15 protein-coding genes are annotated in these 12882 nt (G+C 69.4%); 6 read left to right on the top strand and 9 right to left on the bottom strand.

Features of this window, described 5'->3' with window-relative positions:
• Positions 1–35 precede the first annotated feature (35 nt).
• Together K8940_RS18615 and K8940_RS18610 are read left to right on the top strand one after the other, a co-directional pair.
• A complete protein-coding gene (locus K8940_RS18615) occupies positions 36–1064 on the top strand; it encodes a mechanosensitive ion channel family protein (RefSeq protein ID WP_223391554.1) in 1029 nt (342 codons plus the stop codon).
• Between the two features lie 200 nt (positions 1065–1264).
• Positions 1265–2314 (top strand): HpcH/HpaI aldolase/citrate lyase family protein, encoded by a 1050-nt coding sequence (locus tag K8940_RS18610; RefSeq protein WP_223391553.1) that lies wholly within the window; start codon positions 1265–1267, stop codon positions 2312–2314.
• Between the two features lie 157 nt (positions 2315–2471).
• Here the strand turns inward: K8940_RS18610 and K8940_RS18605 are convergent, their stop codons facing one another.
• The 3 genes from K8940_RS18605 to K8940_RS18595 all read right to left on the bottom strand — a co-directional run bounded on the left by K8940_RS18605 (position 2472) and on the right by K8940_RS18595 (position 4671).
• Entirely contained in the window at positions 2472–2897 is a 426-nt protein-coding gene (locus K8940_RS18605; RefSeq protein WP_223391552.1) for an OsmC family protein, read from the bottom strand.
• 68 nt (positions 2898–2965) lie between these two features.
• On the bottom strand, positions 2966–4348 hold the full coding sequence (locus K8940_RS18600; RefSeq protein ID WP_223391551.1) for a cytochrome P450: 1383 nt from the start codon (positions 4346–4348) through the stop codon (positions 2966–2968).
• A 125-nt stretch (positions 4349–4473) separates the two neighbouring features.
• Entirely contained in the window at positions 4474–4671 is a 198-nt protein-coding gene (locus K8940_RS18595) for a hypothetical protein (RefSeq protein WP_223391550.1), read from the bottom strand.
• Between the two features lie 285 nt (positions 4672–4956).
• Between K8940_RS18595 and K8940_RS18590 the strand changes: the two genes are divergently transcribed.
• Positions 4957–5919: an acetyl-CoA carboxylase carboxyltransferase subunit alpha gene (locus K8940_RS18590; protein ID WP_223391549.1), complete on the top strand. Its 963-nt coding sequence runs from the start codon at positions 4957–4959 to the stop codon at positions 5917–5919.
• Between the two features lie 74 nt (positions 5920–5993).
• The gene (locus K8940_RS18585) at positions 5994–6971 is read left to right on the top strand and encodes an NAD(P)H-dependent flavin oxidoreductase (RefSeq protein WP_223391548.1); all 978 of its coding nucleotides are present in this window, start codon (positions 5994–5996) and stop codon (positions 6969–6971) included.
• Positions 6972–7163: 192 nt separating this feature from the next.
• Here K8940_RS18585 and K8940_RS18580 read toward each other — a convergent pair whose 3' ends face one another.
• On the bottom strand, positions 7164–7571 hold the full coding sequence (locus K8940_RS18580; RefSeq protein ID WP_223391547.1) for a helix-turn-helix domain-containing protein: 408 nt from the start codon (positions 7569–7571) through the stop codon (positions 7164–7166).
• A gap of 81 nt (positions 7572–7652) precedes the next feature.
• On the opposite strand from K8940_RS18580, the gene K8940_RS18575 reads away from it, so the two are divergent.
• Complete coding sequence (locus tag K8940_RS18575; protein WP_223391546.1) at positions 7653–7871, top strand: helix-turn-helix domain-containing protein; 219 nt, start codon at positions 7653–7655, stop codon at positions 7869–7871.
• Positions 7872–8004: 133 nt separating this feature from the next.
• Here K8940_RS18575 and K8940_RS18570 read toward each other — a convergent pair whose 3' ends face one another.
• On the bottom strand, positions 8005–8244 hold the full coding sequence (locus K8940_RS18570) for a helix-turn-helix domain-containing protein (protein ID WP_223391545.1): 240 nt from the start codon (positions 8242–8244) through the stop codon (positions 8005–8007).
• A gap of 110 nt (positions 8245–8354) precedes the next feature.
• Positions 8355–8651 carry a hypothetical protein gene (locus tag K8940_RS18565; protein WP_223391544.1) on the bottom strand — a complete coding sequence of 99 codons (297 nt, stop codon included), beginning with the start codon at positions 8649–8651 and terminating at the stop codon, positions 8355–8357.
• A 319-nt stretch (positions 8652–8970) separates the two neighbouring features.
• Between K8940_RS18565 and K8940_RS18560 the strand changes: the two genes are divergently transcribed.
• Positions 8971–9135, top strand: coding sequence for a hypothetical protein (locus K8940_RS18560; RefSeq protein ID WP_223391543.1), 165 nt, complete (start codon positions 8971–8973; stop codon positions 9133–9135).
• 24 nt (positions 9136–9159) lie between these two features.
• Here K8940_RS18560 and K8940_RS18555 read toward each other — a convergent pair whose 3' ends face one another.
• From K8940_RS18555 to uvrB, 3 genes are all read right to left on the bottom strand, one after another.
• A complete protein-coding gene (locus tag K8940_RS18555) occupies positions 9160–9897 on the bottom strand; it encodes a hypothetical protein (protein WP_223391542.1) in 738 nt (245 codons plus the stop codon).
• 186 nt (positions 9898–10083) lie between these two features.
• Positions 10084–10374 carry a hypothetical protein gene (locus K8940_RS18550; RefSeq protein WP_223391541.1) on the bottom strand — a complete coding sequence of 97 codons (291 nt, stop codon included), beginning with the start codon at positions 10372–10374 and terminating at the stop codon, positions 10084–10086.
• 204 nt (positions 10375–10578) lie between these two features.
• A complete protein-coding gene (gene uvrB / locus K8940_RS18545) occupies positions 10579–12837 on the bottom strand; it encodes an excinuclease ABC subunit UvrB (protein WP_223391540.1) in 2259 nt (752 codons plus the stop codon).
• Between the last annotated feature and the right edge of the window lie 45 nt (positions 12838–12882).

Below are 12882 nucleotides of genomic sequence, written 5' to 3'. Positions count from 1 at the left end.
GATCCTTCGCGCGACCTTCCCGCACACTCCCACCCATGGCCGCAAACCCGCTTCGCACGCTCGATTCCTTCGAACTCCTGAAGCTGGGCAAGGCGTCGGTGACGGTCGGCGGGCTGGCGGCCGGGGTGCTGATCGTCGTGGCCGCCATCATCGCCGCGCGGCTGACCTCGGCGGGCCTGCGCCGGCTGCGCGAGCGGGCGGCGGGCAGCGCCGCCTCGCTGTACGTCGTCGAGAAGGTCGCCACCTACGGCCTGGTGATCATCGGGGTGATGGCCGGCCTGTCGACCATGGGCCTGGACCTGACCTCGCTGACCGTCTTTGCCGGGGCCCTGGGCGTCGGCGTGGGCCTGGGCCTGCAGGGGATCATCAAGGACTTCGCCTCGGGGGTTTCCCTGGTGTTCGAGCGCCTGGTGGCGGTGGGCGACTTCGTCGAGCTGCCCAACGGCGGGCGTGGCGTGGTCCACGAGATCGGCCCGCGCGCCACCCGCATCCGCACCAACGACAGCACCGACATCGTCGTGCCCAACTCGGTGCTGGTGAACGACCAGGTGATCAACTGGACCCTGCGCGGCACCAACCGCCGCATCCGCGTGCCGTTCGTCACCGCCTTCGGGGCCGACAAGGACAGGGTGCGCGAGGCGGTGCTGAAGGCCGCCAAGGCCGCGCCGTTCACCTCGCCCGACGACGCCAGCCGGCGCGCCCAGGTCTGGCTGGTCGGCTATGGCGAGCACGCCCTGAAGTTCGAGCTGATCGTCTGGCCGACCGTCGAGGCCGTGCGCCGCCCGGCGGCGATCTTCGCGGCCTATACCTGGCTGATCGACGACGCGCTGCGCGGGGCGGGGATCGAGATCCCCTATCCGCAGCGCGACATCCGCGTTCGGGGGCTGTTCGGAGAAGAGGGCGAGGACGCCCTGACCAGCCTGCGCCTGGAGCCCGCCGCCCGCCGCCGCAAGGCCGCCGCCCGGGTCAAGCCAGGCTCCAGCAACGACGCCGCCGCCGACCTCGAGCGCGAGGATCCGGAGGAGGCGCCCCGGCCCCCGCCGCCATCGGCGGGCAAGACCTGACCCGCGCGTCAGTCTTGACCTTCATGCCGCGCCGCCGCAATCTTCTCGCAATTGCGAAATGGCTCCCAATTTCGCTCATCCCCGCGAAAGCGGGGACCCAAGCCGAAGATCAGGCGCGCCCTCGGTCAGCTCCGCTTGGATCCCCGCTTTCGCGGGGATGAGCGGGCTTGGGCAGAACAAAAAACGGGGAGTGCGATCATATGAAAACCGCGCGCGGCTTTTTCAAACCCTTGGCCATCGGGGCGCCGACGCCGTATCGCGAGCCGCCCGCTCGCGTGGAGCGGATGATCCACTTCGTGCCGCCGCACCTGGACAAGGTCCGCGCCAAGGTCGCCGAGATCGCCCCGACCGTCGACGTGATCCTGGCCAATCTGGAGGACGCCATCCCCGCCGACGCCAAGGGCGCGGCCCTGGCCGGGCTGGTGGCGATGTCGCGCGAGGTCGACTTCAAGGCGCTGGGCGTCGGCTTCTGGACCCGGATCAACTGCCTGAACTCGCCCTGGCACCTGGACGAGGTCGCCACCATCGTCGAGAAGGCCGGCGACAAGATCGACGTGATCATGGTCCCCAAGGTCGAGGGGCCCTGGGACATCTTCTACATGGACCAGTTGCTAGCCTCGCTGGAGGCCAAGCACGGCGTCACCCGGCCGATCCTGCTGCACGCCATCCTGGAGACCGCCGAGGGGGTGATGAACGTCGAGGCCATCGCCGGCGCCAGCCCGCGCATGCAGGGCATTTCACTCGGCCCGGCCGACCTGGCCGCCAGCCGGGCGATGAAGACCACCCGGGTCGGCGGCGGCCATCCGGGCTACCGCGTCATCGAGGATCCGCATGCGGACGGATCGCCGCGCGTGTCCGTGCAGCAGGATCTCTGGCACTACACCTTCGCCAAGATGGTCGACGCCTGCGCCGCCCATGGTATCAAGCCGTTCTATGGCCCGTTCGGCGCCATCGACGATCCCGTGGCCTGCGAGCAGCAGTTCCGCAACGCCTTCCTGATGGGCTGCGCCGGCGCCTGGAGCCTGCACCCCAGCCAGATCGCCATCGCCAAGACGGTGTTCAGCCCCGCCCCCGACGAGGTCGCCTTCGCCAAGCGCATCCTGGAGGCGATGCCGGACGGCACCGGCGTGGCCATGCTCGACGGCAAGATGCAGGACGACGCGACCTGGAAACAGGCCAAGGTGATGGTCGACTGCGCGCGGCAGATCGCGGGCAAGGACGCGGAGTACAAGGCGCTGTACGGGTTTTAGCCCTCCTCCCCATTAGGGGGAGGTGGATCGATGCGAATACGCATCGAGACGGAGGGGGTCCGCGCAAGCGGTTCTGACGTTCAGCGCCCCAAAGCCCCCTCCACCGGCGTTCGCCGGTCCCCCTCCCCCTAAGGGGGAGGAGAGAGGGGCGGGATCCTCACTCCCCGCCCACCGTCGTCACCACCCTGGCCCCCGCCGTCAGCAGCTTGTGGATCGGGCACTTGTCGGCGATCTGGAACAGGCGCTCGCGCTGGTCGTCGTTGAGGTTGCCTTCGAGGGTGATGATCCGCTCGAAGCGCTCGTGCGGGGTCTGGTCGGCGTCAAAGTGCGAGAAGACCTCGACGTGCATGGCGCTGATCTCCCAGCCCTTCTGGTTGGCGTAGAGCCGCAGGGTCATGCTGGTGCAGGCCGCCAGGCCGGCGGCGACCAGCTCGTGCGGGTCGGGCCCCAGGTCCAGCCCGCCCTGGGCGACCGAGATGTCGGCCACGATCGTCGACGGCCCCGCCGTGACGAAGGTCTGCAGGCCGCCGCTGCCGGTGTCGGTGGCCGTGGCGAACGGGCGGGTGTGGACGGCGTCGGTCATGCGGAGATCCCCTGAAGCGATGGGCGGAAGCTCGCGCTTCCTAGCACCGGCATCAAGGCCGCGCCCATCTAAGTCTGCGCTTGCAGGATCGGCTCCAGAACGAACTCGGGTTCGTGGTCGGGCCCCAGAGTGATCGAGGCCTTGGGCAGCACGGGCCGCTCGTCGGCCATGGCCAGCCGGAACCGCGCCAACAGGCTGGCCAGCACGATCTGGGCCTCCGCCAGGGCGAAGCCGGCCCCGATGCAGACGCGCGGGCCCGCGCCGAACGGGATGAAGGCCTCGTGGCCCCAGGGATGGGCCTGGTCGATGAAGCGCTCGGGCCGGAAGGCGGTCGGGGCGTCCCACAGCTTGCGGTGCCGGTGCATCAGCCACGGGCTGATGGTGACCGAGCCGCCAGCCTGGATCGGATGGCCCAGCACCTCGCCATCGACCAGGGCCTGGCGGCCGAAGGTCGGGGCGGCGGGATAGAGCCGCAGGGTCTCGAACAGCACCGACCGCATCAGCGGCCAGGCCTTGAGGTCGTCCAGGCCGGCCACGCGCGCGGCCGGGAAGGCCTGGACCTCGGCGCGGACGCGGTCCTGCGTCGCCGGGTCCAGGGCCAGAAGATAGGTCGCCCAGAACAGCAGCCGCGAGGTGGTCTCGAAGCCCGCCGCCAGCATCGAGCTGCACTGGTCGCGCACCTCGTGGTCGGGCAGGGGGCGGCCGTCCTCGTCGCGCGCGGCCAGCAGGCGGTCCAGCAGGTCGCCGGCTTGAGGCGCGACGCGCCGCTCGGCGATGATCGCATCGACCGCCGCCAGCCAGCGCCCGCCCAGCCGTCGGCGGTCGCCATCGGCGAAGGTCAGGTCGTCGAGGCCCCGGCCGACGAAGTCGAGGAAGCGGAAATGCGCAGGTCCCTCCAGGTAGCGGCGGGCGATCTCTGCGAGCACGGCGCCATCCTGGTCGGCGCGGCGCGAGAAGAGCGCGCGGAGCACGGCGTCGAGGGCGGCGTGGTGAAAGGCCTCCGACAGGTTGGCGCGATCGCGGCCGGCCAGGCGTTCGACCAGCGTGGCGCCAGCGTCGACGAAGTGCGGCGTCAGGCCGCCGATCGCGGCGGGGGTGAAGACCGGGGCCAGGCTCTTGCGCTGCCGCTTCCAGGCCTCGCCCTCGCTGAGCAGCAGGCCCTCGCCGACCAGCGGCTTCAAGGGGCGGCCCAGCTTCACCGGGCGGCGGAAATGGGGAGACGAAAGGACCTGACGCACGCCGACGGGGTCGCTGACCACCAGACCCGGCTGGCCCATGAAGCGATAGGGGGTGATCAGGTCGTCGAAGTCGGCCTCGGACCAGGCCCCGATCAGGTTGCGGCCCATCTCGAGGGCGATCCGGACGTCGCCGAGGACCGAGCCGCCGAGGGGACGGGCGTGAACTTTCGGGGCGGGTGGGATCAGCGGCGCGGAAAGGACGGTGGCGTCCATGGAGCGGCGGCCTTCCGGAATGCGGAGCCCGTCTCGGGCGCCATCCGGACGCGGAGGCTACAGCCGCTCAGGTTGCGGCGCAATCATGCGTCGCGCGGGACATGGCGCGCGGAAGGCGGCGCGCTCTAGGCGGCCACCGCCTGGGCGCTGACGTCGAACACGCGCTGCGAGCCGCGCCAGACTTCGACGAAGTCGCAGCGGTGGTGCATGTCCAGGAGTTCGAAGGCGCGCGCGCGGGCGGCCTTGTCATCGGCGCAGGCCGTGACGTCGAAGCGGGGGACCGAGCCGTCGGACTCGACACAGAAAAAAGTGAACACCTGCATGGGAACTGTGCGCTCTCATCAGGCGGGGCCGCTCACGTTCGATGGCGGGGGCCGCGGGCGCAAGTCGTCTTCCGCGACCTGCTACAAAAGAACATAGGACTCTATGTCGCGATTCACCAGAGCAGAGAGTCTCGTTTCGAGACTCACCTGGGGAAGGCGTCTTTCAGCCTGTGGATAAAACGAGGCGTCATGAGGGCGGTTGCCCGACGGAATCTCGCCTCTTTCCCTCGGCGCATTCCGCCACTAGGTTCGCACCCTTTCATTCACGGCGACGTTTAAGAGTCCATGGCCGCCCATTATCTCGATTTCGAACGCCCAATCGCTGACCTGGAAAGCAAAATCGAGGAGCTGTCCCGGCTCTCCGAGACCGCTGGACCGGGGGCGTTCGACCTCGAGATCCAGGCCCTGCGCGACCGCGCCCAGGAACTCCGCAAGGAGGCCTACGCCAATCTGGACGCCTGGCAGAAGACCATGGTCGCCCGGCATCCGCAGCGTCCGCACCTGCGCGATTATGTCGCGGGCCTGATCGACGAGTTCGTCGAGCTGCGCGGCGACCGCAAGTTCGCCGACGACCAGGCTATCGTCGGCGGCCTGGGCCGCTTCCGCGGCCAGCCCGTCGTGGTCATGGGCCACGAGAAGGGCCACGACACCACCACGCGCCTGAAGCACAACTTCGGCATGGCCCGCCCGGAAGGCTACCGCAAGGCCGTCCGGCTGATGGACATGGCCGAGCGCTTCTCCCTGCCGGTCATCACCTTCGTCGACACCGCCGGCGCCTATCCGGGCCTGGGCGCCGAGGAGCGCGGCCAGGCCGAGGCCATCGCCCGCTCGACCGAGCGCTGCCTGACCCTGGGCACCCCGATGGTCGCCACGATCGTCGGCGAGGGCGGTTCGGGCGGAGCCATCGCGCTCGCCGGCGCCAACCGCGTGCTGATCCTGGAGCACTCGATCTATTCGGTGATCTCGCCGGAAGGCGCGGCCTCGATCCTGTGGCGCGACGGCGCCCGGGCCAAGGACGCGGCCACCAACATGCGCATCACCGCCCAGGACCTGATCAAGCTGGGCATCGTCGACCGCATCGTCGACGAGCCGGCCGGCGGCGCCCACTCGAACCAGGACGTGGCCATCCAGGCCGTCGGCGACGCGGTCGAGGAAGAGCTGAAGGCCATGGCCCATATGAGCGCCCAGCAGCTGCGCGAGCAGCGCGCCGAACGCTTCTACGCCATCGGCCGCGCGGGCCTGCAGTAGGACGCTTGCGCCCTCTTGCCTGACCTTAGGGCCGCCGCCGCATAGTCCCTCGAAACAGAGGGAGGCATCAGGCCATGGCGATCAAGACCCGTTTCACCGAGCTGTTCGGGGTCGAGCACCCGATCGCCCAGGGCGGCATGCAGTGGGTCGGCAAGGCCGAGCTGGTCGGCGCCGTCGCCAATGCGGGCGCGCTGGGCTTCCTGACCGCCCTGACCCAGCCGACGCCCGAGGCCCTGGCGAAGGAGATCGCCCGCACCCGCGAGATGACCGACAAGCCGTTCGGGGTGAACCTGACCATCCTGCCGGCCATGTCCCCGCCGCCCTACGCCGAGTACCGGGCGGCGATCATCGAGAGCGGGATCAAGATCGTCGAGACCGCAGGTTACAAGCCGCAAGAGCACGTGGATGACTTGAAGGCCCACGGGGTCAAGGTGATCCACAAGTGCACCGCCGTCCGCCACGCCCTGTCGGCCGAGCGGATGGGCGTCGACGCCATCTCGATCGACGGCTTCGAGTGCGCCGGCCATCCGGGCGAGGACGACATCCCCGGCCTGATCCTGATCCCGGTCGCCGCCGACAAGGTGAAGATCCCCATGATCGCCTCGGGCGGCTTCGGCGACGCGCGCGGCCTGGTCGCGGCCCTGGCCCTGGGCGCGGACGGCGTCAACATGGGCACCCGCTTCTGCGCCACGGTGGAGGCGCCGATCCACGAGAACTTCAAGCAGGCCATGGTCGCCAACGACGAGCGCGCCACCGACCTGATCTTCCGCACCCTGCACAACACCGCTCGCGTCGCCCGCAACGCCATCAGCCAGCAGGTCGTGGCCATCGAGCGGGCCGGCGGCGCCAAGTTTGAGGACGTCGCCCAGCTGGTGAAGGGCGCGCGCGGCCGCGAGGGCCTGGAGAGCGGCGATGTCGACCACGGCGTCTGGACCGCCGGCATGGTCCAGGGCCTGATCCACGACGTGCCGACGGTGAAGGACCTGGTCGACCGGATCGTGGCCGAGGCCGAGGCGATCATCCGCCAGCGGCTGGCGGGGATGGTGGGGTAGGGGCGGAAATCTCCTCCCCATTAGGGGAGGTGGATCCGCGCGAATACGCGCGGAGACGGAGGGGGTCCGCGAAGCGGCGCCGACCATACTTCGCCCCAAAGCCCCCTCCACCGGCGTTCGCCGGTCCCCCTCCCCCAGAGGGGGAGGAGAGTTAGGGCATCCCTCTCCCCCGCTAGGGGGAGGATCTGGGCCTCACCGCACCGTCCCGATCGCGCGCGCCAGGGCCGTCAGCCGGTTGCGGATCGGGCCCGGCGGCAGGTTCAGGAAGGCCTCGGCCAGGGCCGGGCCCTCCGGGGCGGCGACCATCTCGGCGACCAGGTCGCGGCCGCGCGCGCTGTCGGGGCTCTGCGGCTCGGCCAAGCCCTCGAAGAACCGCGCCACCGGCAGGTCCAGCGCCAGCGACAGGCCGTGCAGCGCCGAGGCGCTGATCCGGTTGGTCCCGCGCTCGTACTTCTGCAGCTGCTGGAAGCTGATCCCCAGGCGGGCTGCCACCGCCGACTGGCTGAGCTGCAGCGCCCGGCGGCGGGCGCGCAGCACCTGGCCGACATGGCGGTCGACCGGATGGACGGCGACGGACAGCGGACGTGTTTGGCGACCCATGCGTGTGATCCTCGACTTCGGCGCGAAAAATACACACTGAAGGTGTGTAGATGCGCGGAGCGACCAAGGCAAGGGTCGCGCGTGGCCGAAGACTCCGACCTGACCGCCCTGGGGCGAGAAATCCGCGACCGCCGCAAGGCCCGGAACCTCAGCCAGGAAGCCCTGGCCGAGCTGGCCGGCCTGCATCGCAACTATGTCGGCCTGCTGGAGCGCGGCGAGCGCAATCCCAGCGCCACCACGCTGTTCCAGCTGGCCCGCGCCCTGGAGATCCGGCTGTCGGAGCTGGTCGGGCGGCTCTGAACCAATATGCGCTAGACGCCGCTCATCCCCGCGAAAGCGGGGACCCAAGCCGAGTCTGATCTTCTGGGCTCGGGGCTCTACGCTCCGCCGCCGCTTGGGTCCCCGCTTTCGCGGGGATGAGCGGAATGTGGCTCTACGGAGGCTGGTCCGGATCCTCCATCGCCGACAGCAACGCCCCGACGCTGACGCCCAGCGCCTCGGCCAGCCGCTTCAGGACCAGATAGTCGGGGTCGCGCCGCCCCGCCTCGATCGCCGCCAGGGTCTCCTCCTCGATCATCGCCGCCGCCGCCAGCCGGGCCGGCGCCAGTCCGGCCGCCGTCCGCAGCGCCCGGATCCTCCCGCCCAGCTTCCGCAATGGAGACGGCGTGTTCATGGAATGTTCTAGTCATGGTGGAGCCGGATCGTCAACTCGCGCGTCGCGCTCTTCTCTCCTCCGTGTGGGAAAGAGGCTCCACGTAGCGGGTCGGGTGGGGATCGCCGCCCCTAAGCCGGCGCCTTCTTGCCCACCCCGATCAGCATCGCCCGGACCAGAGCGGTGACCGCCAGGCAGGCCACCGCGATCGGATAGAGCATCAGGGACGCCGCGGGGAGGTCGTGGTCGGCGGCGGTCTGGATCTCGACGATGAGCGGGAGGGTCGACACCGCGATCAGCACGGCCATGCGCACGATGACCTTCACCAGGGTCGAGCGCGGGGCGCGGGCCACGGCGACGATGCAGATCAAGGGCAGGATCAGCGGCCAGATGAAGATGTAGAAGAAGAGCAAGAGGCTGATCAGCATCCAGGCCATCCGGTCGCGCGAACCCCGCCATCAGGTTTGCAAAGCCGTCGTCTGTCAACGTCCGTCGGCGGCCCGCCGAGGGTGTCCTCCCCGCGCGTTCATGTCGCGGCGGTTGAATCCGACAAACGGCTAACCATATGCTACACAGGAAGCCGCTAATCGCTTCCGGCCCGCCGTCTCCCAACCGGAGAAAGGGTCGAACGCCTGAGGCGTTTTCCGTCGCCCGCTGGTCGCGTCGTTCGCGACGCTCCCGGGCGGAACCATCCACTCTTTCGATCTTTACGGCCTGGCGACACGCCCGGCCCTTGTCTGGAACTTTATGAAAACCACCGTTACCCGCGAGGCCGCCATTCGGCGCGAGCTCCGCAACACCACGCCCTCTCATGCCAAGACCTCGTCGACGCGGCCCGCCGCCTCGGACTGGGTGTGGCCGGGCCTCACGCGCGCCGAGCTGCGCGCCATCGTCATCGATCAGATCGGCTGATCCTTAAAGCCCGCACGGCCGCGTTCAGCGGCCGAGCAGGCCGCGCAACCGCGCCTGTTCGTCTGGGGATAGTCCCCGCCCGTAATAGGCCATGCACCCTTCGTCGGTGCTGACGAACCTCGGCACGCCCCGCGCCCGCAGGCTCTCGTCGATCGGGGCCAGCCGCCCCATCAGTTTCCGCACATCGCCGGCGTCGCGCGCCAGGTTGGCTTCCCGCCCGCTCGGGAAGGCCACGTCGTAGTTCAGTCGCGGCGTGACCTTGCCCGTCGCCTCGTCGCGCTGGTTGACGCAGGCCGCGCCAACGCTGGTCGCCGCGCCCCAGGACCAGTGCTCGCGAGGCTTGCCGTCATAGAGCCAGGCCGCGCCGAAGCGCGTGGCGACCCCGACCTCGGCGCGGCCGGCCAACGCGCCCCAGGCGACGCCGGCCGCGACGGCGCCGGCCGCCAGGGCCACCATGCGCCAGCGGGTCCGGAGCGCGAAGACGGTCATGGCGCGGTTCAGGCCGAAGAAGCCGGGCACCAGGATCAGCGGCGCGACGCCGATCAGCATCATCGGCAGGAACAGGTCGGCCGGCTCGCGCCAGGTGACCAGCACATCGGGAATGGTGCGCAGAATCCGGGCGTCGCGGTGCTCGAACAGCACCTGGATCAGTGTCAGGCTGGCGAGGCCGCCGCTCACCAGGGCGATGGTCACCAGCCCCCCGGTCAGCTTGTCGGCGAAGGAGGCCGGAGCAGCGGCGGCGTCCCGTGGGCCTTCGGTCATGCGGCGGCGTCCTGGCGCGGCCCGCGCGGCCGCCGGGGCCCTGACTATCGCGAGTTGGCCGGTGAGGCGAGAACCTAGCGTCCCGCCCGCCTCTTCACGTCAACCAGCGCAGGGCCGCCGCGTCGCTGTCGTCCGGCCGGGTGTTGAACGCGATCCGGGCGGTCGGCGCGCCCGTGTGGATGGCGTTCAATACCGTCTCGAACAGGAAGAGCTTGGGCGGCGGATTGCGGATGCCCGCGCCGACCACCACCACGTCGTAGGCCGCGCCGGCCAGCCGGCGCGGACCTCGGCCTCGGCGGTGGCCGGGTCGGGCTGGACCTCGAGCACGTCGCAGGCGTGGCCCTGGGCCTCCAGCGCCGCCTTCGAGGCGGCCAGGCCCGCGCGGACCTTCTCGGCCGTCATGCCGGGCATGATGCCCGGCGCGGCGTAGTCGACCGTATCGGCGTCCTGGCCGACGATCAGGATCCTGGCGGTCATGGTTGGCGCGCTCCACGCGGCGGGTGACCAGTCAAGCTTGTGTGAGATAACGACGTTCCGCAAGCGGAGTATCCTTCTCCCCTTGCGGGAGAAGGTGGCCGCCAGAGGCGGTCGGATGAGGGGTTGAAAGTCCTATCCGACAGACCCGCGCGACCCCTCACCCGGCCCACTGCGTGGGCCACCCTCTCCCGCAAGGGGAGAGGGTCACCGCCGCTTCTTCCGGAACTCCTCGGCCTTCTCCTGGCGGATCTCCGCCCGGATACGCTTGGGCGCGGCCCGGTCGACCTCGTCGCCGGTGGCGGCCAGGACCTCGTTGGCGAATTCCAGGTCCATCAGCTTCATGCGCTTGATCTCGTCGCGCAGGCGGGCGGCGGTCTCGAACTCCAGGTTGGCGGCGGCCTCGCGCATCTTGGCCTCCAGGTCCTTGAGCGCGGCCTTGAAGTTGTCGCCGCTGAACGGGCGGTCGTCGGTCTCGGACATGCCCATCGGCACCAGCACGCGGTCGCCGCGCTCGTAGGGGCTGTTGAGGATGTCCTTGATGTCGCGCTTGACGCTCTCGGGCGTGATGCCGTGTTCGAGGTTGTAGGCGTGCTGCTTCTCGCGACGGCGGGCGGTCTCGGCCATGGCCCGCTCCATCGAGCCGGTGATCCGGTCGGCGTAGAGGATGACCTTGCCGTCGACGTTCCGCGCGGCCCGGCCGATCGTCTGGATCAGCGAGGTCTCCGAGCGCAGGAAGCCTTCCTTGTCGGCGTCGAGAATGGCCACGAAGCCGCACTCGGGGATGTCCAGGCCTTCGCGCAGCAGGTTGATGCCCACGAGGACGTCGATATTGCCCATCCGCAGCTCGCGGATGATCTCGATGCGCTCCAGCGTATCGATGTCGGAGTGCATGTAGCGGACCTTGATGCCCTGCTCGTTGAGGTACTCCGACAGATCCTCGGCCATCTTCTTGGTCAGCACGGTGACCAGGGTGCGGTAGCCCTTCTTGATGGTCTGGCGGATCTCGTCGACCACGTCGTCGACCTGGGAGGCGCCGTCCTTCGAGACCGGGCGCACCTCGACGGGCGGGTCGATCAGGCCGGTGGGGCGGATGACCTGCTCGGCGAAGACGCCGCCGGCCCGCTCCAGCTCCCAGTCGGCCGGGGTGGCGCTGACGTGCACCGACTGCGGCCGCATGGCGTCCCACTCCTCGAACTTGAGGGGGCGGTTGTCGAGGGCGCTGGGCAGGCGGAAGCCGTACTCGGCCAGGGTCCATTTGCGGTTGCGGTCGCCCTTGTACATGGCGCCGATCTGCGGAACCGTCTGGTGGCTCTCGTCGGTGAACAGCAGGGCGTTGTCGGGGATGTATTCGAAGAAGGTCGGCGGCGGCTCGCCGGGCTTCCGGCCCGACAGATAGCGGCTGTAGTTCTCGATGCCGGCGCACGAGCCGGTGGTCTCGATCATTTCCAGGTCGAAGGTCGTGCGCTGTTCCAGGCGCTGGGCCTCCAGCAGCTTGCCGTTGGCGACCAGCCACTCCAGCCGCTCCTTCAGCTCCTGGCGGATGGCGATGATCGCCTGGCGCAGGGTCGGGCGCGGCGTGACGTGGTGGCTGTTGGCGTAGACCTTGATGGTCTCCAGCTCGGACGTCTTCTTGCCTGTCAGGGTGTCGAACTCGGAGATCGCCTCGACCTCGTCGCCGAACATGGTCACGCGCCAGGCGCGGTCCTCGTAGTGGGCAGGGAAGATCTCGATGGTGTCGCCGCGACGGCGGAAGGTGCCGCGCTCGAAGGCCTGGTCGTTGCGCTTGTACTGCTGGGCCACCAGGTCGGCGATCAGCTGCTTCTCATTGACCTTGTCGCCGACCGTCAGGGTGAAGGTCATGGCCGTGTAGGTCTCTACCGAACCGATGCCGTAGATGCAGCTGACCGAGGCCACGACGATGACGTCGTCGCGCTCCAGGATCGCCCGGGTGGCCGAGTGGCGCATGCGGTCGATCTGCTCGTTGATCGAGCTATCCTTCTCGATGAAGGTGTCGGTCCGGGGCACGTAGGCCTCGGGCTGGTAGTAGTCGTAGTAGCTGACGAAGTACTCGACCGCGTTCTCCGGGAAGAACGACTTCATCTCGCTGTAGAGCTGGGCCGCCAGGGTCTTGTTCGGGGCCAGGATCAGGGCCGGGCGCTGGGTGCGCTCGATGACCTGGGCCATGGTGAAGGTCTTGCCCGAGCCGGTGACGCCCAGCAGCACCTGGTCCTGGTCGCGGTTGTTGATGCCCTCGACCAGTTCGGCGATGGCCGTCGGCTGGTCGCCGGCGGGCTGGTAGTCGCTGACCAGCTTGAACTTCTTGCCGCCCTCGGACTTGTCCGGCCGCGCGGGGCGGTGCGGGGTCCACAGCATGGGCATGACACCCGCGGCGACATCGCCGACGGCGTCCATGACGAAGGGCGTGGAGACGTCGGAAACGCCGGAATCTGGATTGCGAGGCATGGCTCCAAATTAGGAGCGCCGGTACGCGAACGCTAGAGGGGCTGC

This window comes from Caulobacter segnis, assembly GCF_019931575.1.
In the GTDB taxonomy this organism is placed as follows: domain Bacteria; phylum Pseudomonadota; class Alphaproteobacteria; order Caulobacterales; family Caulobacteraceae; genus Caulobacter; species Caulobacter segnis_C.
This window is presented reverse-complemented; position numbering and strand designations above follow the sequence as displayed.

Bases quoted from the DNA above. Each gene is read 5' to 3' on its own strand.
- K8940_RS18615 (WP_223391554.1), top strand. From the start codon at position 36: ATGGCCGCAAACCCGCTTCGCACGCTCGATTCCTTCGAACTCCTGAAG.
- K8940_RS18610 (WP_223391553.1), top strand. From the start codon at position 1,265: ATGAAAACCGCGCGCGGCTTTTTCAAACCCTTGGCCATCGGGGCGCCG.
- K8940_RS18605 (WP_223391552.1), bottom strand. From the start codon at position 2,897: ATGACCGACGCCGTCCACACCCGCCCGTTCGCCACGGCCACCGACACC.
- K8940_RS18600 (WP_223391551.1), bottom strand. From the start codon at position 4,348: ATGGACGCCACCGTCCTTTCCGCGCCGCTGATCCCACCCGCCCCGAAA.
- K8940_RS18595 (WP_223391550.1), bottom strand. From the start codon at position 4,671: ATGCAGGTGTTCACTTTTTTCTGTGTCGAGTCCGACGGCTCGGTCCCC.
- K8940_RS18590 (WP_223391549.1), top strand. From the start codon at position 4,957: ATGGCCGCCCATTATCTCGATTTCGAACGCCCAATCGCTGACCTGGAA.
- K8940_RS18585 (WP_223391548.1), top strand. From the start codon at position 5,994: ATGGCGATCAAGACCCGTTTCACCGAGCTGTTCGGGGTCGAGCACCCG.
- K8940_RS18580 (WP_223391547.1), bottom strand. From the start codon at position 7,571: ATGGGTCGCCAAACACGTCCGCTGTCCGTCGCCGTCCATCCGGTCGAC.
- K8940_RS18570 (WP_223391545.1), bottom strand. From the start codon at position 8,244: ATGAACACGCCGTCTCCATTGCGGAAGCTGGGCGGGAGGATCCGGGCG.
- K8940_RS18565 (WP_223391544.1), bottom strand. From the start codon at position 8,651: ATGCTGATCAGCCTCTTGCTCTTCTTCTACATCTTCATCTGGCCGCTG.
- K8940_RS18560 (WP_223391543.1), top strand. From the start codon at position 8,971: ATGAAAACCACCGTTACCCGCGAGGCCGCCATTCGGCGCGAGCTCCGC.
- K8940_RS18555 (WP_223391542.1), bottom strand. From the start codon at position 9,897: ATGACCGAAGGCCCACGGGACGCCGCCGCTGCTCCGGCCTCCTTCGCC.
- K8940_RS18550 (WP_223391541.1), bottom strand. From the start codon at position 10,374: ATGACCGCCAGGATCCTGATCGTCGGCCAGGACGCCGATACGGTCGAC.
- uvrB (WP_223391540.1), bottom strand. From the start codon at position 12,837: ATGCCTCGCAATCCAGATTCCGGCGTTTCCGACGTCTCCACGCCCTTC.